At 70.1% G+C, this 19,389-nt stretch carries 15 protein-coding genes; 10 read left to right on the forward strand and 5 right to left on the reverse strand.

What is annotated here, in order from left to right:
- Positions 1 to 41: 41 nt before the first annotated feature.
- On the forward strand, positions 42 to 3,284 hold the full coding sequence (gene uvrA / locus BCF74_RS04750) for an excinuclease ABC subunit UvrA (protein WP_106296806.1): 3,243 nt from the start codon (positions 42 to 44) through the stop codon (positions 3,282 to 3,284).
- 144 nt (positions 3,285 to 3,428) lie between these two features.
- Here uvrA and BCF74_RS04755 read toward each other — a convergent pair whose 3' ends face one another.
- The 5 genes from BCF74_RS04755 to BCF74_RS04775 all read right to left on the reverse strand — a co-directional run bounded on the left by BCF74_RS04755 (position 3,429) and on the right by BCF74_RS04775 (position 9,117).
- Positions 3,429 to 4,133 carry an ABC transporter ATP-binding protein gene (locus BCF74_RS04755; RefSeq protein ID WP_245889220.1) on the reverse strand — a complete coding sequence of 235 codons (705 nt, stop codon included), beginning with the start codon at positions 4,131 to 4,133 and terminating at the stop codon, positions 3,429 to 3,431.
- Between the two features lie 5 nt (positions 4,134 to 4,138).
- On the reverse strand, positions 4,139 to 5,056 hold the full coding sequence (locus BCF74_RS04760; protein WP_245889213.1) for an ABC transporter ATP-binding protein: 918 nt from the start codon (positions 5,054 to 5,056) through the stop codon (positions 4,139 to 4,141).
- Positions 5,053 to 6,852, reverse strand: coding sequence for a branched-chain amino acid ABC transporter permease (locus tag BCF74_RS04765; RefSeq protein WP_106296808.1), 1,800 nt, complete (start codon positions 6,850 to 6,852; stop codon positions 5,053 to 5,055). Before BCF74_RS04765 ends, BCF74_RS04760 begins: the two co-directional genes overlap by 4 nt.
- A complete protein-coding gene (locus BCF74_RS04770; protein WP_106296809.1) occupies positions 6,849 to 7,772 on the reverse strand; it encodes a branched-chain amino acid ABC transporter permease in 924 nt (307 codons plus the stop codon). Before BCF74_RS04770 ends, BCF74_RS04765 begins: the two co-directional genes overlap by 4 nt.
- 121 nt (positions 7,773 to 7,893) lie before the next feature.
- Positions 7,894 to 9,117, reverse strand: coding sequence for a branched-chain amino acid ABC transporter substrate-binding protein (locus BCF74_RS04775; protein ID WP_245889214.1), 1,224 nt, complete (start codon positions 9,115 to 9,117; stop codon positions 7,894 to 7,896).
- Between the two features lie 205 nt (positions 9,118 to 9,322).
- Between BCF74_RS04775 and BCF74_RS04780 the strand changes: the two genes are divergently transcribed.
- The 9 genes from BCF74_RS04780 to tpiA all read left to right on the forward strand — a co-directional run bounded on the left by BCF74_RS04780 (position 9,323) and on the right by tpiA (position 19,378).
- Positions 9,323 to 9,826 (forward strand): Rieske (2Fe-2S) protein, encoded by a 504-nt coding sequence (locus tag BCF74_RS04780; RefSeq protein ID WP_106296811.1) that lies wholly within the window; start codon positions 9,323 to 9,325, stop codon positions 9,824 to 9,826.
- Positions 9,827 to 9,952: 126 nt separating this feature from the next.
- Positions 9,953 to 11,956 (forward strand): excinuclease ABC subunit UvrC, encoded by a 2,004-nt coding sequence (gene uvrC / locus BCF74_RS04785; RefSeq protein WP_106296812.1) that lies wholly within the window; start codon positions 9,953 to 9,955, stop codon positions 11,954 to 11,956.
- Entirely contained in the window at positions 11,949 to 12,893 is a 945-nt protein-coding gene (gene rapZ, locus BCF74_RS04790) for an RNase adapter RapZ (RefSeq protein ID WP_106296813.1), read from the forward strand. Before uvrC ends, rapZ begins: the two co-directional genes overlap by 8 nt.
- A complete protein-coding gene (locus BCF74_RS04795) occupies positions 12,890 to 13,837 on the forward strand; it encodes a gluconeogenesis factor YvcK family protein (RefSeq protein ID WP_106296814.1) in 948 nt (315 codons plus the stop codon). The genes rapZ and BCF74_RS04795 overlap by 4 nt, the downstream gene beginning before the upstream one ends.
- A gap of 23 nt (positions 13,838 to 13,860) precedes the next feature.
- Positions 13,861 to 14,841 carry a DNA-binding protein WhiA gene (gene whiA / locus BCF74_RS04800; protein ID WP_106296815.1) on the forward strand — a complete coding sequence of 327 codons (981 nt, stop codon included), beginning with the start codon at positions 13,861 to 13,863 and terminating at the stop codon, positions 14,839 to 14,841.
- A gap of 295 nt (positions 14,842 to 15,136) precedes the next feature.
- Complete coding sequence (locus BCF74_RS04805) at positions 15,137 to 15,952, forward strand: type IV toxin-antitoxin system AbiEi family antitoxin domain-containing protein (protein ID WP_106296816.1); 816 nt, start codon at positions 15,137 to 15,139, stop codon at positions 15,950 to 15,952.
- Positions 15,953 to 16,208: 256 nt separating this feature from the next.
- The gene (gene gap / locus BCF74_RS04810) at positions 16,209 to 17,213 is read left to right on the forward strand and encodes a type I glyceraldehyde-3-phosphate dehydrogenase (RefSeq protein ID WP_106296817.1); all 1,005 of its coding nucleotides are present in this window, start codon (positions 16,209 to 16,211) and stop codon (positions 17,211 to 17,213) included.
- A gap of 11 nt (positions 17,214 to 17,224) precedes the next feature.
- The gene (locus BCF74_RS04815) at positions 17,225 to 18,445 is read left to right on the forward strand and encodes a phosphoglycerate kinase (RefSeq protein WP_106296818.1); all 1,221 of its coding nucleotides are present in this window, start codon (positions 17,225 to 17,227) and stop codon (positions 18,443 to 18,445) included.
- A 126-nt stretch (positions 18,446 to 18,571) separates the two neighbouring features.
- Entirely contained in the window at positions 18,572 to 19,378 is an 807-nt protein-coding gene (gene tpiA, locus BCF74_RS04820; RefSeq protein WP_106296819.1) for a triose-phosphate isomerase, read from the forward strand.
- The last annotated feature ends 11 nt before the right edge of the window (positions 19,379 to 19,389 follow it).

Below are 19,389 nucleotides of genomic sequence, written 5' to 3' on the forward strand. Positions count from 1 at the left end.
CGAACCGGCGGCGGAGGTGGCTGTCGGTGGCCCGACCTAGCATGGGGACCGTGACTTCTGCCGCGACATCTTCGCCTGCCCGCCGCACCGGCAGCGCCGGCCACGACCACCTCGTCGTCCGAGGCGCCCGAGAGCACAACCTCAAGGACGTCTCCGTCGAGCTGCCCCGTGACTCGCTCGTCGTCTTCACGGGCCTGTCGGGGTCCGGCAAGTCCTCGCTGGCCTTCGACACGATCTTCGCGGAGGGGCAGCGGCGCTACGTCGAGTCCCTGTCGGCGTATGCGCGGCAGTTCCTCGGGCAGATGGACAAGCCCGACGTCGACTTCATCGAGGGCCTGTCGCCGGCCGTCTCGATCGACCAGAAGTCGACGAACCGCAACCCGCGCTCGACCGTCGGCACGATCACCGAGGTCTACGACTACCTGCGCCTGCTCTTCGCGCGGGCGGGTCGGCCGCACTGCCCGATCTGTGGCGAGCCGATCACCCGGCAGAGCCCGCAGCAGATCGTCGACCGGCTCCTCGAGCTGCCCGAGCGCACCCGGTTCCAGGTGCTCGCGCCGGTGGTGCGCGCCCGCAAGGGCGAGTACGTCGACCTCTTCGCCGAGCTGCAGTCCAAGGGCTTCGCGCGGGCCCGGGTCGACGGTGAGGTCGTGTCACTGACCGATCCGCCCAAGCTCGAGAAGCAGGTCAAGCACACCATCGACGTCGTCGTCGACCGCCTCGTCGCCAAGGGCAAGGACGACGCCTCGTCGAAGCGCCGGCTCACCGACTCGGTCGAGACCGCACTCGGGCTCGCCGGTGGCGTCGTCGTCATCGAGTTCGTCGACGTGCCCGAGGGCGCGGGTGACGAGGTGTCCGAGGAGAACCCGCACGGGCTGCCGCGGGAGCGCCGGTTCTCCGAGAAGATGGCCTGCCCCAACGACCACCCGATCGCGATCGACGAGATCGAGCCGCGCTCGTTCTCGTTCAACAGCCCGTTCGGCGCCTGCCCGGTCTGCACCGGCCTCGGCACCGAGCTCGAGGTCGACGCCGAGCTCGTCGTCCCCAACGACGAGCTGACGCTCGCCCAGGGCGCCATCGCGCCGTGGGCGTCGGGCAGTGGCGCGTCGGAGTACTTCCAGCGCGTCGTCGGGGCCCTCGCCGACGAGATGAAGTTCGGGATGGACGTGCCGTGGCGGGCCCTGCCGGAGCGCGCCAAGCAGGCCCTGCTCCACGGGCACAAGCACAAGGTCCACGTCCGCTACCGCAACCGGTTCGGGCGCGAGCGGTCGTACACGACCGGCTTCGAGGGCGCGATCCCGTTCGTCAAGCGGCGGCACGCCGAGACCGACTCCGACTGGAGCCGGGAGCGCTACGAGGGCTACATGCGCGAGGTGCCCTGCCCGGCCTGCAACGGCAGCCGGCTGCGGCCGGAGTCGCTCGCCGTCCTCGTCGGCGGCAAGAGCATCGCCGACGTCTGCGCGCTGCCGATCTCGGAGTCGGCGCGCTTCCTCGACGGCGTCGACTTCTCCGTGCGCGAGGCGCAGATCGCCGAGCGGGTCATCAAGGAGATCGAGGCCCGCCTCGGGTTCCTCCTCGACGTCGGCCTCGACTACCTCTCGCTCGACCGGCCGGCCGGCACGCTCTCCGGTGGTGAGGCGCAGCGCATCCGGCTCGCCACCCAGATCGGCTCCGGCCTCGTCGGCGTCCTCTACGTCCTCGACGAGCCGAGCATCGGGCTACACCAGCGCGACAACCACCGGCTCATCGAGACCCTGACCCGGCTCCGCGACCTCGGCAACACCCTCATCGTCGTCGAGCACGACGAGGACACCATCGCGACGGCCGACTGGGTCGTCGACATCGGCCCCGGAGCGGGCGAGCACGGCGGCAAGGTCGTGCACTCCGGCCCGGTCGCCGACCTGCTGACCCACGAGACCTCACTCACTGGCAAGTACCTCTCCGGTCGAGAGGAGATTCCGGTCCCGGCCGTGCGCCGGCCCCAGGAGGAGGGACGCGAGGTCACCGTCGTCGGCGCGCGCGAGCACAACCTGCACGACGTCAGCGCGAGCTTCCCCCTCGGCAACCTCGTCGCCGTCACCGGCGTCTCCGGGTCGGGCAAGTCGACCCTCGTCAACGACATCCTCTACAACGTCCTCGCCAACAAGCTCAACGGCGCCCGGCACGTGCCGGGGCGGCACCGGACCGTCACCGGCCTGGAGCACCTCGACAAGGTCGTCCACGTCGACCAGAGCCCGATCGGCCGCACCCCGCGGTCGAACCCGGCGACCTACACCGGTGTGTTCGACGCGATCCGCAAGCTCTTCGCGACGACGACCGAGGCCAAGGTCCGCGGCTACCAGCCGGGCCGGTTCTCGTTCAACGTCAAGGGCGGTCGCTGCGACGCCTGCTCGGGCGACGGCACGATCAAGATCGAGATGAACTTCCTGCCGGACGTCTACGTCCCGTGCGAGGTGTGCCACGGCGCCCGCTACAACCGCGAGACGCTCGAGGTGCACTTCAAGGGCAAGACGATCGCCGACGTCCTCGACATGCCGATCGAGGAGGCCGCCGAGTTCTTCGAGGCCGTGCCCGCCATCGCCCGGCACATGAAGACGCTCAACGAGGTCGGGCTCGGCTACGTCCGGCTCGGGCAGCCGGCGCCGACCCTCTCCGGTGGCGAGGCCCAGCGCGTCAAGCTCGCCGCGGAGCTGCAGAAGCGCTCGACCGGCCGGACGATCTACGTCCTCGACGAGCCGACGACCGGCCTGCACTTCGAGGACATCCGCAAGCTCCTCGGTGTCCTCCAGGGGCTCGTCGACAAGGGCAACACCGTCCTCGTCATCGAGCACAACCTCGACGTCATCAAGAGCGCCGACTGGATCGTCGACCTCGGCCCCGAGGGCGGCAACAAGGGCGGCACCATCGTCGCGACGGGCACGCCCGAGGAGGTGGCCCAGAACCCGGACAGCCACACCGGCCGGTTCCTCGGCCCGATCCTCGCCAAGACCGCGCGTACGACTTCACGCCCCCCGAAGAAGAAGACGGCGGCAGCGGCGAAGTCGTCCGCCCCTCAGACCACGGCGACGGCCAAGCCCGCCGCGAAGAAGAGCGCCGCCTCCACGGCGTCGACGAGCCGTGCCAAGGGTGCCAACTCGAAGAGTGCTGGGGCACCTGGTGGATCGACGAAGGGCGCGGCGAAGGGCGCGGCCAAGAAGTCCGGCTCCACCAAAGCCGCCACCGCCCAGGCGAAGCCCCGGAAGTCGTCACCACGCAAGACGAGCCAGCAGCGCAAGTCCGCCTGACGGCATACCGCAACGAGGTCGGTATGCCGCAGCCGACCGGCATACCGACCTCGCACGGGCTCGAGCGAGCCATCGATTTCCGACCGATGCACCCATGCGTGGCTCGCTCGAGCATCGATGCATCGGTCGCCGTGGCCCTGGGCCTCAGTCTTCGCCGAGGTAGGCCTTACGGACGTCGTCGCTCTCGAGCAGCTCACGCCCCGAGCCGGACAGGACGATCTGCCCGACCTCGAGGACGTAGCCCTTCGTTGCCCGCTTGAGCGCGGCCTGGGCGTTCTGCTCGACGAGCAGGATCGTCGTGCCCTGCTCCTGCAGCGTCGTCACCGTCGACATGACCGTCTTCATCATGAGCGGCGACAGGCCCATCGACGGCTCGTCGAGCATGAGCAGCTTCGGGCGGCTCATCATGGCGCGGCCCATCGCGAGCATCTGCTGCTCACCACCGGAGAACGTGCCGGCCGCCTGCGACTTGCGCTCCCCGAGGATCGGGAAGAGGTCGTAGGCCGCCTGCAGGTCCGTGCGGACGTCGTTGTCCCGGCGCGCGAACGCGCCGAGGAGCAGGTTCTGCTCGACGGTGAGGCGCGGGAAGATCCGTCGACCCTCGGGGGAGTGCGCCAGCCCGAGGGTGACGATCTCGTGCGCGGCGACCGAGTCGATCCGCTTGCCCTGGAAGCGGATCGAACCGCTCGTCGGGCGCAGCAGGCCGGAGATCGTCCGCAGCGTCGTGGTCTTGCCCGCACCGTTCGTGCCGATGAGGCTGACGACCTCGCCCTCGTCGACGCTGAAGCTGATGCCCTTGACGGCCTTGATCTTGCCGTAGGACACGACGAGGTCCCGGACCTCGAGCATGGGGCTCACGGCTGCTCCTCCGTGGTCATGGGGGCGTTCGGTATGCCGTCCGCTCCCGTCGTCGGGTCGTCGTCGCGCGGCGGCGCGTCGTCGTCATCGTCGCCGCCACCGATGTAGGCCTCGATGACGCGCGGGTCGGACTGCACCTCCCCGGGGGTGCCCTCGACGAGGACCTCACCGCGGACGAGGCAGAGCACGCGGTCGCAGAGGTTGAAGATGAACCTCATGTCGTGCTCGATGACGACGACCGCGAGGCCGCTGTCCCGGATCCGGAAGATCAGGTCACTGGCCTGGCGGGTCTCCTGGGGGTTCATGCCGGCCGTGGGCTCGTCGAGCAGGATGAGCTTCGGGTCGGTCGCGAGGGCCCGCGCGATCTCGAGGCGGCGCTGGTCGCCATAGGGCATGTTGCGGGCCAGGTGCTCGGCCGAGCCGCCGAGACCGACGAAGTCGAGGAGCTCCTGGGCGCGCGCCCGGGTCGCCTCCTCCTCCCGCCGGAACTTCGGTCCGCGCAGGATCGAGGTGAGCGCCATGGACGAGGTGCGGCAGTAACGCCCCACCATGACGTTCTCGAGGGCCGTCATGTTGCCGAAGAGCCGGATGTTCTGGAACGTCCGGGCCATGCCGGCGACGACGACCGCTCGCGGCTTCGGCGGCAGCACCTCGCCGTTGAGCGTCACCTGCCCCTCGGTGGGCTTGTAGAGACCGGTGAGGCAGTTGAAGAACGTCGTCTTGCCGGCACCGTTCGGGCCGATGAGCCCGACGATCTCGCCCTCGTTCACGGTCATGTCGACGTCCTTGACGGCCGTGAGGCCGCCGAAGCGCATCGTCACACCGCGAGCCTCGAGGACCGGGGCGCCGCCGGGGACGGCGGGGGTGGGGGAGCCCGGGGTGGGCTGGGCAGGAGTCTCGTCGGTGACGGTCATGCCTTGGCCTCCTCTTCCTCGAGATGGACCTCTTCGATGCGTTCGGCCAGGTCCTCGTCGTCCTCGTGGAACTCGAGCTTGCGCCGCTGGCTCGCGACGAGGCCCTCCGGACGGAACCGCATCATGAGCACGAGCACGAGCCCGAAGATCATGAGCCGGTAGTCGTTGATGAACCGCAGCTTCTCCGGGAGGAGCTTGAGGATCGTCGCGCCGATGAGGACGCCGGCGACCGTGCCCATACCGCCGAGCACGACCGCGGCGAGCAGGAACGCCGACTCGAGGAAGATGTACTGGTCCGGCGACACCGAGACGTCGTGGTGAGCCTTGACGGTGCCGGCCATGCCAGCAAGGAACGCGCCGCCGGCGAACGCGAACAGCTTGAGCCCGAAGACGTTGACGCCCATGGCCTCGGCCGCCTTCTCGTCCTCACGGATGGCGACCCAGCCGCGTCCGATCCGGCTGTTGTTGAGCCGGGTGAAGACGAGGATGATGATCGCCGCGATGACGAGCAGCAGGAAGTAGTAGTTCGCGAACCGGCCGATGGTGATGCCGAGGATCTCGTGCGGTTGCCCGAAGTCGAACCCGAAGAAGTTGAGCTCCGGGATGGCCGGGATGCCGTTGGGGCCGTTGGTGAGGTCCGGCCCGTTGGTGCCGTCGAGGTTGCCCATCGTGAACCGGAAGATCTCACCGAACGCCAGCGTGACGATGGCGAGGTAGTCACCGGACACGCGCAGGGTCGGCGAGCCGATGATGAGGCCGAGCACCGCCGAGAAGCACGCGCCGATGAGGACGACCACGAGGAACGGGGGCTTCCACCCGATCGTCGCGAACGCCGAGTTCGACATCGTCGCGCCGACGTAGGCGCCCGCGCCGAGGAAGGCGATGTAGCCGAGGTCGAGCAGGCCGGCGAGGCCGACGACGATGTTGAGGCCGAGCGCGGTCGCCGCGAAGATCAGCACCTGGGTCGCGATGGACATGTTCTCGTCCGACCCGCCCTGGGTGAACGGGAAGAGGAACGCCACCGCGAACGCACCGAGCATGAGGACCTGACGGTTCTTCTGCGCGATGAGCCCGACCCACGTGAAGAAGCCGGCCTTGGCCAGCCCCCACGCCAGGGCGAACGCGAACACGAGGAAGAGCGAGAAGGCCCCACCCGTGCTCGTCCCGAGCGCGTACGTCGCACCGAAGAGCACCGCCGCGAGCAGCACGACGATGGTGATGATCTCGACCCACGACGAGGTCTGCGCGAAGAGCGGGTCCTTGCTCTGGTGCGAGACGAGCATGAGCCCCGAGAGCGCGATGAGCAGCGCGCCCACCGTCGAGACCCAGCCGCCGGGGTTGACGTTGATGAGACCGCCGGAGCGGACCGCGATGATCCCGAGCGTGATGACCATGTAGGCCAGCGCGCCGAGACCGAGGATCCGGACCGCGGCAGCGGTGTCGAGCCAGTCGCCGAGCCGGTGCAGCGGCCCCTGGTGCGCGAGCAGCATGACGAGCGCCACGAGCCCGAGGATGATCATGCAGATCTGCACGCCGTTGGGGTAGAAGTCGACGGACAGGTCGCCGAGGACGTTGCTCGTGTAGCTCCACGAGAGGAACGTGCCGCCGACGAGCAAGGCCACACCGAGGAGCCCGAGGGGCCAGGCCGCGGCGCTGCCGCGTCCGGGGAAGCGTTCGAGCAGCGGGGTGCGCTCGTGGTCGTCGTCGTATGCCGGCCGGTCCGTCTCGCGGACCGGTGCGGGCGCGTCGACGCCGGGAAGGTCGTTCGTGGGGGTGAGGTCGTCGTGGGTGCTCATGCCCGGTCCACCACCCTCGCGCCGAGGAGGCCCTGCGGTCGGAAGACGAGGACGAGGATGAGGAGCGCGAAGGCCCACACGTCCTTCCACGCCGAGCCGCCGAACTGGCCGGGGATGAACTGCGTCGCCATCGACTCGGCGATGCCGAGGGTGAGGCCGCCGACGACCGCGCCCTGGATGTTGCCGATGCCACCGAGGACGGCCGCGGTGAAGGCCTTGAGGCCGGCGAGGAAGCCCATCCGGAAGTCGATGTTGCTGTTGAGCAGGCCCTGCGCGACTCCGGCGACGGCGGCGAGCGCGGCACCGAGGGCGAAGGCGATGACGATGATCCGGTTGACGTTGATGCCCATGAGCTGGGCCGTGTCCGGGTCCTGCGAGACGGCCTGCATGCCCTGGCCGAGGCGGGTGCGGTTGACGAAGAACCACAGCAGGGCCGCGGAGAGCGCGAGGGCGCCGATGGTGAAGAGCGCGGCCCGCTGGACCGTCACGCCGCCGACCTGGATGGCGGAGCCGGTGACGACGTCGATCTCGGGGAAGGTCAGCTTGCTCTTCGCGCCGGGGTAGAACAGCCGCACGGCCTCCTGGAGGAAGACCGAGATGCCGATGGCGGTGATGAGGGGAGCGAGGCGCGGGGCCCCGCGCAGTGGCCGGTACGCGATGCGCTCCATGATCACCGCGGTCAGCACCGAGACGATCACCGCGCCGAGGATCATGATCGGGAGGACCCAGAGGCCGGTCTGCCCCTTGAAGAGGACGGTCCATGTGGCCAGCGCGCCGAACGCGCCGATCATGAAGACCTCACCGTGGGCGAAGTTGATGAGCTGGACGATGCCGTAGACCACGGTGTAGCCGACCGCGATCAACGCATACAGCGACCCGAGGGTCAGCCCGTCCATGATGGCTTGCAGGAACGCGGTCATCGTCGGCGCGAGTCCTTTCGGGAGTGGGTGGCGGACACCGGAGCAGGGGCGGACTCTCGCCCGCCCCTGCCCGGTTGCACGACGTCTGAACTACGACGTCAGAGCTGAAGCTCGAGACAGGTCACTCGACGCTGCCGGACTTCACGGAGACCCACTTGCCACCCTCGACCTTGTAGCCGGTGATGACCTTGACGGAGGTGTCGCCGAACTCGTCGAAGCTCACCTTGCCGGTGACGCCGTCGAACGAGACCTTGCCGACCGCGTCGACCGTGGCCTGACGCGCGTCCTTGGCGCTGTCCGCGTCCTTGAGCGAGACCTTGAGGGCCTCGATGATCGCGTTCGCCGCGTCGTACGAGTAGCCGCCGTAGGCCGCCGAGGGCTCGGGGTAGTTCTGCGCCTTGTAGTCGGCGAGGAACTTCTTGCCGGCCTCGGTGTTCTCGGTCGGCTCACCGACGGACGTGGCGAGGTCACCGTTGGACGTCGACCCGGCGAGCTCGATGAACTTCGGGTCGTAGATGCCGTCACCGCCCATGAGCGGGACGTTGAGGCCGGCGGCCTTCATCTGCTTGGACAGCGGACCGGCCTGCGGGTACTCACCGCCGTAGTAGACCGCGCCCGGCTTCTTCGGGGCGACCGCGGAGACGACGGGGGCGTAGTTCGACTCGTCCGGGTTGATCGTCTCGGCCGCGACGACCTGCCCACCGAGCTTCTTGTACGCCTCGGTGAAGTACTGGACGAGACCTTGGCCGTACGTCTTCTTGTCGTGGATCGTCGCGACGGTCTTGATGCCCTGGTCGATGAGGAACTGGGCCGCGAAGCCACCCTGCGCGATGTCAGTGGTGCAGGTGCGGAAGTACGTCTTGTACGGCCGGGTGTTGCCGTCGGCGCCACGGGTCAGCGACGGGCCGGTGTTCGCCGGCGAGATCTGGGTGATGTTCGCGGCCGCGAAGACCGGCTGGGTCTGCTGCGACACGCTCGAGTTGAGGTTGCCGACGACACCGACGACCTCGTCGTCACCGGCGAGCTTGGTCGCGCCGTTCTTGCCGACCTCGGCCTTGCCCTCGTCGTCCACCGGCTCGACCTCGAGCTTCCAGCCGGGGATGGCGTCGGAGTCGTTGGCCTGCTTGACGGCGAGCTCGACGGAGTGCTGGATGCCGAGGCCGAGGGCGGACAGGTCACCAGAGAGCGGGGCGATGACGCCGATCTTGGCGACCTTGTCGCCGCCACCACCTTCGCCGCCGGAGCCGCCGCTGTCACCGGACTCACCGCGGGAGCCACATCCGGCGAGGGCGAGCGAGGCCACCAACAGGGAAGCGCCGACGGTCTTGACGGAACGCTGAGCCACGTTTCCTCCTGAAGTTCTTCTCCCGCGGCACCATCGCCGAGGAGCTCGCAACGGGTGAGCGAGCATCCGAACAATAGCCACGGGAACGCCGCTCGCTCAGCGTCTTGGCGCATTTCTGTGCCGAGTCGTTACACACGCTGACCGCACACAACGCTCTGCGAAAGTCCACAGGCGCGCCTCAGCGCGCGACGGCATACTGACCGCCATGGACACCTCAACCCCTGCCACCGAGTCCCCCTCGACCGACCAGACGGCGGCAACCTGCTGCGGCCGTCGAGAGGCACTGCGCGCCGCGGGTGTCGTCGCCGTCGCGGGCGCCGGCCTCACCGCCTGCGGAACCGACGCCGAGCAGGCGGCGAACGACGCGGCCTCCAAGGCCGGGGATGCCGCCTCCGATGCCGCATCGAGCGCTGCCGGCGCGGCCAAGGACCTCGTCAAGCAGGCCGACATCCCCGTCGGCGGCGGCCAGGTCATCGACTCCGCCAAGGTCGTCATCACCCAGCCGACCGAAGGAGACTTCAAGGCCTTCTCCGCGGTCTGCACCCACCAGGGCTGCACCGTCTCGGGTGTCAAGGACAACACGATCAGCTGCGCGTGCCACGGCAGCGAGTTCGACGCCGCCACCGGCGAGGTGAAGAAGGGCCCGGCCACGAAGCCGCTCCCCACGAAGACCGTGTCCGTCGGCGCCGACGGCATCAGCGTGAGCTGACCGCGCTGGGTCCGGCGACTGCGCACGCAGGCGCGCGGCCGGCATACGCGCGCTTTCTCGTATGCCGTCCGCGCACCGTCGTGGGCGGCGCACCCGGGCGTCGGTGCCACGAAATAGGGTTGGGGGGTGGCTGACCCGTCGACCTACCGCCCGCGGCCGGGGGAGATCCCGACCGACCCGGGGGTCTACCGGTTCCGCGACAAGGACGGCCGCGTCATCTACGTCGGCAAGGCCAAGTCGCTCCGGTCGCGGCTGTCGTCGTACTTCCAGGACGTCGGCGCGCTGCACCCGCGCACCGCGACGATGGTGCGCACCGGCGCGAGCGTCGAGTGGACCGTCGTCACGACCGAGGTCGAGGCGCTGCAGCTCGAGTACTCGTGGATCAAGGAGTTCGACCCGCGGTTCAACGTCAAGTACCGCGACGACAAGTCCTACCCCTACCTCGCGGTGACGATGGGGGAGGAGTTCCCGCGCGCGCAGGTCATGCGCGGCGCCAAGCGCAAGGGGACCCGCTACTTCGGGCCGTACGCCCATGCGTGGGCCATCCGCGAGACCCTCGACCAGGCCCTGCGGGTCTTCCCGATGCGGACCTGCTCGGCCGGAGTCTTCAAGCGGGCGTCGCAGGTGGGCCGGCCCTGCCTGCTCGGGTACATCGACAAGTGCTCGGCGCCGTGCGTCGGCCGGGTCGACGCGCAGACGCACCGGCAGATCGCGGAGGACTTCTGCGACTTCATGGCCGGGCAGAGCTCACGGTTCGTCAAGGACCTCGAGCGTCGGATGCTCGCGGCCTCGGACGAGCTCGACTTCGAGCAGGCGGCCCGGCTGCGTGACGACATCGGGGCGCTCCAGCGGGTCCTCGAGAAGTCCGCCGTCGTCTTCCACGACGCGACCGACGCCGACGTGTTCGCGCTCGCCGACGACGAGCTCGAGGTCGCGGTGCAGGTGTTCCACGTCCGGGGCGGGCGCATCCGGGGACAGCGCGGCTGGGTCGCCGAGAAGGAGTCCGAGTCGGTCCCCGAGGTGGTCGGGCACCTGCTCCAGCAGCTCTATGGGGGCGGCGACGGAGAGGACGTGCCGCGCGAGGTCCTCGTGCCGGTCCTGCCCGACGACGTCGACACCCTGCGCCAGTGGCTCAGCGGGCGGCGGGGGAGTCGCGTCGACCTGCGGGTGCCACAGCGCGGGGACAAGCGGACCCTCATGGAGACCGTCGAGCGCAACGCCACCCAGAGCCTGGCCCGGCACAAGGTCGCCCGCGCCGGCGACCTCACCGCGCGCTCGCGCGCACTGCAGGAGCTGCAGGAGGCGCTCGAGCTCGACGAGTCGCCCCTGCGGATCGAGTGCTACGACATCAGCCATGTCCAGGGGACGCAGGTCGTCGGGTCGATGGTCGTCTTCGAGGACGGGCTGCCGCGCAAGGGCGAGTACCGCCGGTTCATCGTCCGTGGTGACCGGGATGGCGCAGAGGACGGCACCGGCGACGGTGCGGTCCCGGCGACGATCGACGACACGGCCGCGATGCACGAGGTGCTGACTCGGCGCTTCCGCCGCTACCTCAAGGACCGCGACGAGCCGCGCGGCGTCGACGAGGAGACGGGGCGGCCGACTCGGTTCGCGTACCCGCCGCAGCTCGTCGTCGTCGACGGTGGCCTGCCACAGGTCAACGCCGCGGCCCGCGCCATCGAGGACCTCGGCATCGTCGACGTCGCCGTGGTCGGTCTCGCCAAGCGGCTCGAGGAGGTGTGGCTGCCGGGGCAGGACTTCCCGGTCGTCCTTCCGCGCACGAGCGAGGGCCTCTACCTGCTGCAGCGGCTGCGCGACGAGGCGCACCGGTTCGCCATCACCTTCCACCGCCAGCGTCGCAGCAAGGCGATGACGAACTCCGCTCTGGACGGCATACCCGGCCTCGGGGAGGCAAAGCGCAAGGCGCTGCTCAAGCACTTCGGGTCCGTGAAGCGGATCCGCGCCGCGAGCGCGGCCGAGCTCACCGAGGTGCGCGGCATCGGGACGGTGCTCGCCGAGACGATCGAGCGCGAGCTGTCGGGAGCTTCGAGCGAACCCGCCGTGAACCTCATGACGGGTGAGATCGTGGAGGAGAGCGCCCCTGCCACCGACGAGGAGAGTCATGACTGACGCGGCCGGACACCCCGGCGAGGCCACTGTGTCCGAGGACCAGGTCGAGGCGGCCGAACCCGCCGAGCCGGTGGCGCCGGACTTCGTCATCGTCACCGGCATGAGCGGCGCAGGTCGCTCGACGACGGCGAACGTCATGGAGGACCAGGGCTGGTACGTCGTCGACAACCTGCCGCCGCAGCTGCTCGACGACATGGCCGAGCTCGGCAAGCAGGCCCGCTCCGAGGGGCGCGAGCTGCGCATCGCCGCCGTCGTCGACGTGCGCAGCCAGCACTTCTTCGACCAGTTCGACGAGGCGGTGCAGCACCTGCGCGCCATCGGGTGGACGCCCCAGCTCGTCTTCCTCGACGCGACCGACGAGGCGCTGGTGCGGCGGTTCGAGTCCGTCCGGCGGCCGCACCCGCTGCAGGGCGACGGCCGGCTGCTCGACGGCATCCAGCGGGAGCGCGAGGTCCTGCGCGACCTGCGCTCGCGCGCGCAGATCGTCGTCGACACCTCCGGGCTGAACGTCCACCAGCTGGCCCGCAAGGTCGCGCCGCTCTTCGGCACCGATCGCGGCCCGGCGCTGCGGCTCGCGTTGCTGTCCTTCGGGTTCAAGTACGGCGTGCCGCTCGACGCCGACTTCGTCTTCGACATGCGCTTCCTGCCGAACCCGTTCTGGGTGCCGGAGCTGCGCCCCCTCGACGGACGGGACCCGGAGGTCTCGGCCCACGTCCTCGGCCAGCCCGATGCGAGTGCCTTCCTCGACCGCGTCGCCGCCCTGATGGAGCCGGTGACGCACGGATACCTCGCCGAGGGGCGGCGCTACGCGACGATCGCCGTCGGCTGCACGGGCGGCAAGCACCGCTCCGTCGCGATGGCCGAGGCGCTCGCCGGACGGCTGCGCACCGAGGGCATCGACACCTTCCTCGTCCACCGCGACCTGGGGCGCGAGTGAGCGGCCCGGTCGTCGCGGCTCTCGGTGGCGGGCACGGTCTCGCCGCGTCCCTCGCCGCGCTGCGCTTCGTCACCGACGAGATCTCCGCCATCGTCACCGTCGCCGACAACGGCGGGTCGTCCGGTCGGCTGCGCGACGAGTTCGGGGTGCTCCCACCGGGGGACCTCCGGATGGCGCTCGCGGCGCTCTGCGAGGAGACCGAGTGGGGGCACACCTGGCGCGACGTCCTCCAGCACCGCTTCGCCGGTGACGGACCCCTCGGCGGTCACGCCCTCGGCAACCTCCTCATCGTCGCGCTCTGGGAGCTGCACGACGACCCCGTCGCCGGGCTCGAGCTCGTCGGCCGGCTCCTCAACGCTCGCGGCCGCGTCCTGCCCATGGCCGCGGTGCCGCTCGACATCGAGGCCGACGTCGTCGACCCGCAGCGACCCGGGGAGATCGAGCTCGTCCGCGGTCAGGCCCAGGTCGCCAAGGCGAGGGGGGACGTGCGCGAGGTGCGGCTCGTGCCCGCCGACCCACCGGCATACCCCGAGTCCGTCGCGGCGATCCGCGCGGCGGACTGGGTGCTGCTCGGCCCCGGGTCGTGGTTCACCTCCGTCATGCCGCACCTGCTCGTCCCCGACATCGCCGAGGCCTTGGCGGTGACGCGGGCGCGGCGGCTGCTCGTGCTCAACCTCGAGATGGTGACGACCGAGACGGCCGGCTTCACGGCCACCGACTACCTGCAGTCCTTCGCCGAGTGCGCGCCCGGGACGCGACTTGACGCGGTCCTTGCCGACCCGTCCGTCGTCGACGACGAGGCGGCTCTCGTCGAGGCCTGCCGGGACCTCGGCGCCGAGCTGCACGTGCACCGGGTCGCCCGCGTCGGCCAGCCCGGCCAGCACGACCGGCTCCGGCTCGCAGCCGCACTGCAGGACGTCCTGGGCTCGGAGCGCCGCCCCTGATGGCGCGTGGCAGGATGGCCGACATGGCTATGACGGCGAAGGTGAAGGACGAGCTCAGCCGCCACGTCGTGACCAAGCCCTGCTGCCGCAAGTCGGAGGTCGCCGCCACGCTGCGCTTCGCCGGGGGGCTGCACATCATCGGTGGGCGGATCGTCGTCGAGGCCGAGCTCGACACGGCGAACGCGGCGCGACGGCTGCGTCGTGAGATCAACGAGCTCTACGGTCAGACGCCGGAGGTGCTCGTCCTGGCGGCCGGCGGGTTGCGCAAGGGCAGCCGCTACGTCGTGCGCGTCGTCCAGGACGGCGAGGCGCTGGCCCGCCAGACCGGCCTCATCGACGGTCGCGGCCGGCCGGTGCGCGGCCTGCCGCCCAAGGTCGTGTCCGGCTCGATCTGTGACGCCGAGGCCGCGTGGCGTGGGGCGTTCCTCGCCCACGGTTCGCTCACCGAGCCCGGCCGGTCGTCGGCGCTCGAGCTGACCTGTCCCGGACCGGAGGCGGCGCTGGCCCTCGTCGGTGCGGCCCGCCGGCTCGGCATCCAGGCCAAGGCGCGCGAGGTGCGCGGGGTCGACCGGGTCGTCATCCGCGACGGCGACGCCATCGGGGCCATGCTCACCCGTCTCGGCGCCCACGACGCCGTGCTCGCGTGGGAGGAGCGCCGGATGCGCCGCGAGGTGCGGGCGACGGCCAACCGGCTCGCGAACTTCGACGACGCCAACCTGCGCCGGTCCGCCCGGGCGGCCGTGGCGGCCGGCTCACGGGTGGGCAGGGCGCTCGAGATCCTCGGCGACGACATCCCCGACCACCTGCGCGAGGCCGGCCAGCTGCGGCTCGAGCACAAGCAGGCGTCTCTCGAGGAGCTCGGCCAGCTCGCGCAGCCGGCGATGACCAAGGACGCGGTGGCCGGACGGATCCGGCGGCTGCTCGCGATGGCCGACAAGCGCGCCGAGGAGCTGGGCATCCCCGGCACCGACGCCAACCTCACCCCGGACATGCTCGAGGGCTGACCGGCGGGACGGCGCCCACTCGCGCCCCGCCTCTCCTGTCCCGTGGGCCCCAGCATTATCGGGTCACCCGATACGGTCCCGCTCGACGTGACCAGCCTTCTCGGGTCGAGCGAGAGGTTCCATTCGCACACCCCCAGTGCGGCGGCCACCCCGAGCCCACGGGACGGGCCCCGCGGCGTTCTCGGCTGCTTCAGTGCTGAAGCGTTGTCCACAGGGGCCGCGGGTTCGCGTCGTCGTCCACAGGCGCCCCAGCCGGTCGTGGCAATCTCCGCCTCGAACAGTTCACGCTCGGGCCATGGACGAACTACTTCCCTTGGGACAGAGCGAGTTTCAGCTCTTCACCACGTCCGAGGCCAGAGCGATGGGCCTCGGACGCAATGACCTCACCCGCCTGCGGGCCCGCGGTGACATTGATTCCGTATGCCGTGGTGTCTGGGCGCGCGGTCACCGTGAGGTATCCGAGGAGCGCAGGCACCGGCGACTCACCGTGGCGGGTCGGCTGCTGTACCCGGACGCCGTCGCCAGCCATGCCTCGGCGTTGGCCCTGCGGGACATCCCGGTCTGGCCCGAGCTTCCGTCACGCGTCGACCTGATGCTCCCGAGCCTGGACAAGGAGGTGCTGACCCAGTCCTTCCGGATGCGGCCCCTGAGGGGGACAGTCACGACGGTGCAGGACCTCAGATCGTGCGATGTCGCGAGCAGCCTCGTGCACTTCACCCTCGATGCCGGAGCCCCGGCCGGGACGCACAGCAGTCGTTGCCGCACCATGAACGCGATGGTGGACGGACGCCGTGAGTCGGTCGGAGAGACGCGCGTCGGCATCCTTGCGTTCACGGCCGGCATACGCCTCGTTCCACAGGTGACCATCCTCGACGAGCACGGGGACTTCGTCGCGCGGGTGGACTTCGTCGTCGAGGGGACCAAGGTCATCGTCGAGTTCGACGGCAAGGGCAAGTATGCCGAGGGCGGGGCGGACGTGCTGTTCGCCGAGAAGCGTCGTGAGGATCGGCTGCGTCGACTGGGCTGGACGGTGGTTCGGGTGACCTGGGCCGACCTCTACCGGCCCGAGAAGGTCGTCGCGTGGATTCGCGCCGCCGTGGCAGCGGCCTGAGCCTGTCTGCGACGTGGCAGGAGAGGGAGCTCTCGCTCCACCCGACAAGCCTGCTCGGGTGGAGCGGGACCGTATCGGGTCACCCGATAATGCTGAGGTGAGGGCTGCGAAAACGGTTACCCGACCGTACGGCGGACCTCGGGCTGGACGGTGTGACGCGCCGCACTAGGGTTGTGGCACGTACCGCGACGCCGCCTGCCGAGCCCTCGCCCGGCATACGGCCTTCGCACTCTCCACAGACGGAAGGCATTCGCTCGTGACTGTCCGCGTAGGCATCAATGGCTTTGGCCGCATCGGCCGCAACTTCTACCGCGCCGCCGTCGCTTCCGGCGCCGACATCGAGATCGTCGCCGTCAACGACCTCACCGACAACGCCACGCTGGCCCACCTGCTCAAGTACGACTCGATCCTCGGCCGCTTCCCCGGCGAGGTCACCTCGACCGACGAGGACATCACCGCCGACGGCAAGACCTTCAAGGCCTTCGCCGAGCGCGACCCGAACAACCTCAAGTGGGGCGACCTCGGCGTCGACGTCGTCGTGGAGTCCACCGGCATCTTCACCGACGCCGAGAAGGCCAAGGTCCACATCGACAACGGCGCCAAGAAGGTCATCATCTCCGCGCCCGCGAAGAACGAGGACATCACCATCGTCATGGGCGTCAACGACGGCGACTACGACGGTGCGAAGCACACGATCATCTCCAACGCGTCGTGCACGACGAACTGCCTCGGCCCGATGGCCAAGGTGCTCAACGACGAGTTCGGCATCGTCAAGGGCCTCATGACGACCATCCACGCCTACACCCAGGACCAGAACCTCCAGGACGGCCCGCACAAGGACCTGCGCCGCGCCCGCGCCGCGGCCCTCAACATCGTGCCGACCTCGACCGGCGCCGCCAAGGCGATCGGCCTCGTCCTGCCCGAGCTCAAGGGCAAGCTCGACGGCTACGCCCTGCGCGTCCCGACCCCGACCGGCTCGGCCACCGACCTCACGGTCGAGGTCGGCCGCGACACGACGGTCGAGGAGGTCAACGCGGCGATGAAGAAGGCGGCCGAGGGCCCGCTCAAGGGCATCCTCGTCTACACCGAGGACGACATCGTCTCCAAGGACATCGAGACCGACCCGGCCTCGTGCATCTTCGACGCCGGCCTCACCAAGGTCATCGGCAACCAGGTCAAGGTCGTCGGCTGGTACGACAACGAGTGGGGCTACTCCAACCGCCTCGTCGACCTCACCGCCCGCGTCGGCGAGTCCCTCTGAGCCGCCGCAGCATGAAGTCGATCTCCGACCTCGGCGACCTGCGCGGCAAGCGGGTCCTCGTTCGGTCCGACCTCAACGTGCCGCTCGAGTACGCCGAGGACGGCACCGCGACGATCACCGACGACGGCCGCATCCGCGCGTCCGTCCCGACGATCAAGGCCCTGTCCGAGGCGGGCGCTCGCGTCATCGTGAGCGCCCACCTCGGGCGGCCCAAGGGCTCGCCGGAAGCGAAGTACTCGCTCGCGCCCGTCGCGACGCGGCTCGGCGAGCTGCTCGGCACGGACGTCACCTTCGCCACCGACACGGTGGGGGAGAGCGCCCGGGCTGCCGTCGACGCCGCGCAGGACGGCGACGTCGTCCTTCTCGAGAACCTCCGGTTCAACGCCGGCGAGACGGCGAAGTCCGCCGATGAGCGCGCCGAGTTCGCGGAGGCTCTCGCCGGCCTCGCCGACGTCTTCGTCTCCGACGGGTTCGGCGTCGTGCACCGCGAGCAGGCATCGGTCTTCGACGTGGCCCGGCTGCTGCCGGCCGCCGTCGGCGGTCTCGTCGAGACCGAGGTCGGCGTCCTGCGTCGGCTCACCGAGAACCCCGAGCGTCCGTATGCCGTGGTCCTCGGGGGTGCGAAGGTCTCCGACAAGCTCGCGGTGATCGACAACCTCATCCAGACGGCCGACCGGCTCCTCATCGGTGGCGGCATGGTCTTCACCTTCCTCGCCGCCCAGGGCTTCGAGGTCGGGAAGTCACTGCTCGAGAAGGACCAGATCGACACGGTCCGCGGCTACCTCGACCAAGCGAAGGATCGCGGCGTCGAGATCGTCCTGCCCGTCGACGTCGTCGCGGCCACCGAGTTCTCGGCCGACGCCGACCACGAGGTCGTGCCCGCCGGCGCGATCCCCGCAGACCGGATGGGTCTCGACATCGGCCCCGACTCCGCGAAGCTCTTCGCGGACAAGCTCGCCGACTGCCGCACCGTCTTCTGGAACGGGCCCATGGGTGCGTTCGAGATGGAGCCGTATGCCGCGGGCACCGCTGCCGTGGCCAAGGCCCTCGTGGAGCTCACCGAGCGAGGCGCCCTCACCGTCGTCGGTGGCGGTGACTCGGCTGCGGCCGTCCGCCAGCTCGGCTTCGCGGATGACCAGTTCGGTCACATCTCGACCGGTGGTGGCGCGAGCCTCGAGTACCTCGAGGGCAAGGCCCTGCCCGGCCTGACGGTGCTCGACGAGACGAGCTGAACCACGTATGCCGGTGGGTCGGGTCACGGACCCGGCCCACCGGCATACTCGGCCGGGGAACCGGCAACCTCACGCAGAGCCGCTGCACGACACATACCGGCTGACCGGCATACGACAAGGACTGACATGGCGACCACGACGACCGGCCGCACGCCGCTCATGGCGGGCAACTGGAAGATGAACCTCGACCACCTGCAGGCAACCCACCTCGTGCAGAAGCTCGACTGGACCCTCCAGGACGGCAAGCACGACTTCAGCGCCGTCGAGGTCGCGGTGCTGCCGCCGTTCACCGACCTGCGCAGCGTGCAGACTCTCGTCGACGGGGACCGGCTCCAGCTGCGGTACGGCGCGCAGGACCTGAGCCAGCACAAGAGCGGCGCCTACACCGGCGACATCAGCGGTGCGTTCCTCGCCAAGCTGGGCTGCACGTACGTCGTCGTCGGCCACAGCGAGCGGCGCGAGTACCACCACGAAACCGACGAGATCGTGCGCGCCAAGGTCGCGGCGGCCTACGAGTTCGGCCTCACCCCGATCCTCTGTGTCGGCGAGGGGCTGGACGTCCGTCAGGCCGGCGGGCAGGTCGAGCACGTCCTGACCCAGGTCCGCGCCGCGCTCGAGGGGCTGCCGGCCGACAAGGCGAGCAGCATCGTCATCGCCTACGAACCGGTGTGGGCCATCGGCACCGGCGAGGTCGCGACGCCCGAGGACGCGCAGGAGGTGTGCGGCGCCATCCGCACCGCCCTCGCCGAGCTCTACTCGGGCGACCTCGCCGACGGGGTGCGGGTCCTCTACGGCGGCTCGGTGAAGTCCGGCAACGTCGCGGCGATCATGGCCCAGGACGACGTCGACGGAGCCCTCGTCGGCGGCGCGTCGATCGACCCGGCCGAGTTCGCGGCGATCTGCCGCTACCGCGACCACCTCACGACCAGTTGACGCGCGCGGGT

It is taken from the genome of Knoellia remsis (assembly GCF_003002895.1).
GTDB lineage: Bacteria > Actinomycetota > Actinomycetes > Actinomycetales > Dermatophilaceae > Knoellia > Knoellia remsis.

Excerpts from the sequence above, each read along its gene's own strand:
- uvrA (WP_106296806.1), top strand. The coding sequence starts at position 42 with ATGGGGACCGTGACTTCTGCCGCGACATCTTCGCCTGCCCGCCGCACC.
- BCF74_RS04755 (WP_245889220.1), bottom strand. The coding sequence starts at position 4,133 with ATGCTCGAGGTCCGGGACCTCGTCGTGTCCTACGGCAAGATCAAGGCC.
- BCF74_RS04760 (WP_245889213.1), bottom strand. The coding sequence starts at position 5,056 with ATGACCGTCACCGACGAGACTCCTGCCCAGCCCACCCCGGGCTCCCCC.
- BCF74_RS04765 (WP_106296808.1), bottom strand. The coding sequence starts at position 6,852 with ATGAGCACCCACGACGACCTCACCCCCACGAACGACCTTCCCGGCGTC.
- BCF74_RS04770 (WP_106296809.1), bottom strand. The coding sequence starts at position 7,772 with ATGACCGCGTTCCTGCAAGCCATCATGGACGGGCTGACCCTCGGGTCG.
- BCF74_RS04780 (WP_106296811.1), top strand. The coding sequence starts at position 9,323 with ATGGACACCTCAACCCCTGCCACCGAGTCCCCCTCGACCGACCAGACG.
- rapZ (WP_106296813.1), top strand. The coding sequence starts at position 11,949 with ATGACTGACGCGGCCGGACACCCCGGCGAGGCCACTGTGTCCGAGGAC.
- whiA (WP_106296815.1), top strand. The coding sequence starts at position 13,861 with ATGGCTATGACGGCGAAGGTGAAGGACGAGCTCAGCCGCCACGTCGTG.
- BCF74_RS04805 (WP_106296816.1), top strand. The coding sequence starts at position 15,137 with ATGGACGAACTACTTCCCTTGGGACAGAGCGAGTTTCAGCTCTTCACC.
- BCF74_RS04815 (WP_106296818.1), top strand. The coding sequence starts at position 17,225 with ATGAAGTCGATCTCCGACCTCGGCGACCTGCGCGGCAAGCGGGTCCTC.
- tpiA (WP_106296819.1), top strand. The coding sequence starts at position 18,572 with ATGGCGACCACGACGACCGGCCGCACGCCGCTCATGGCGGGCAACTGG.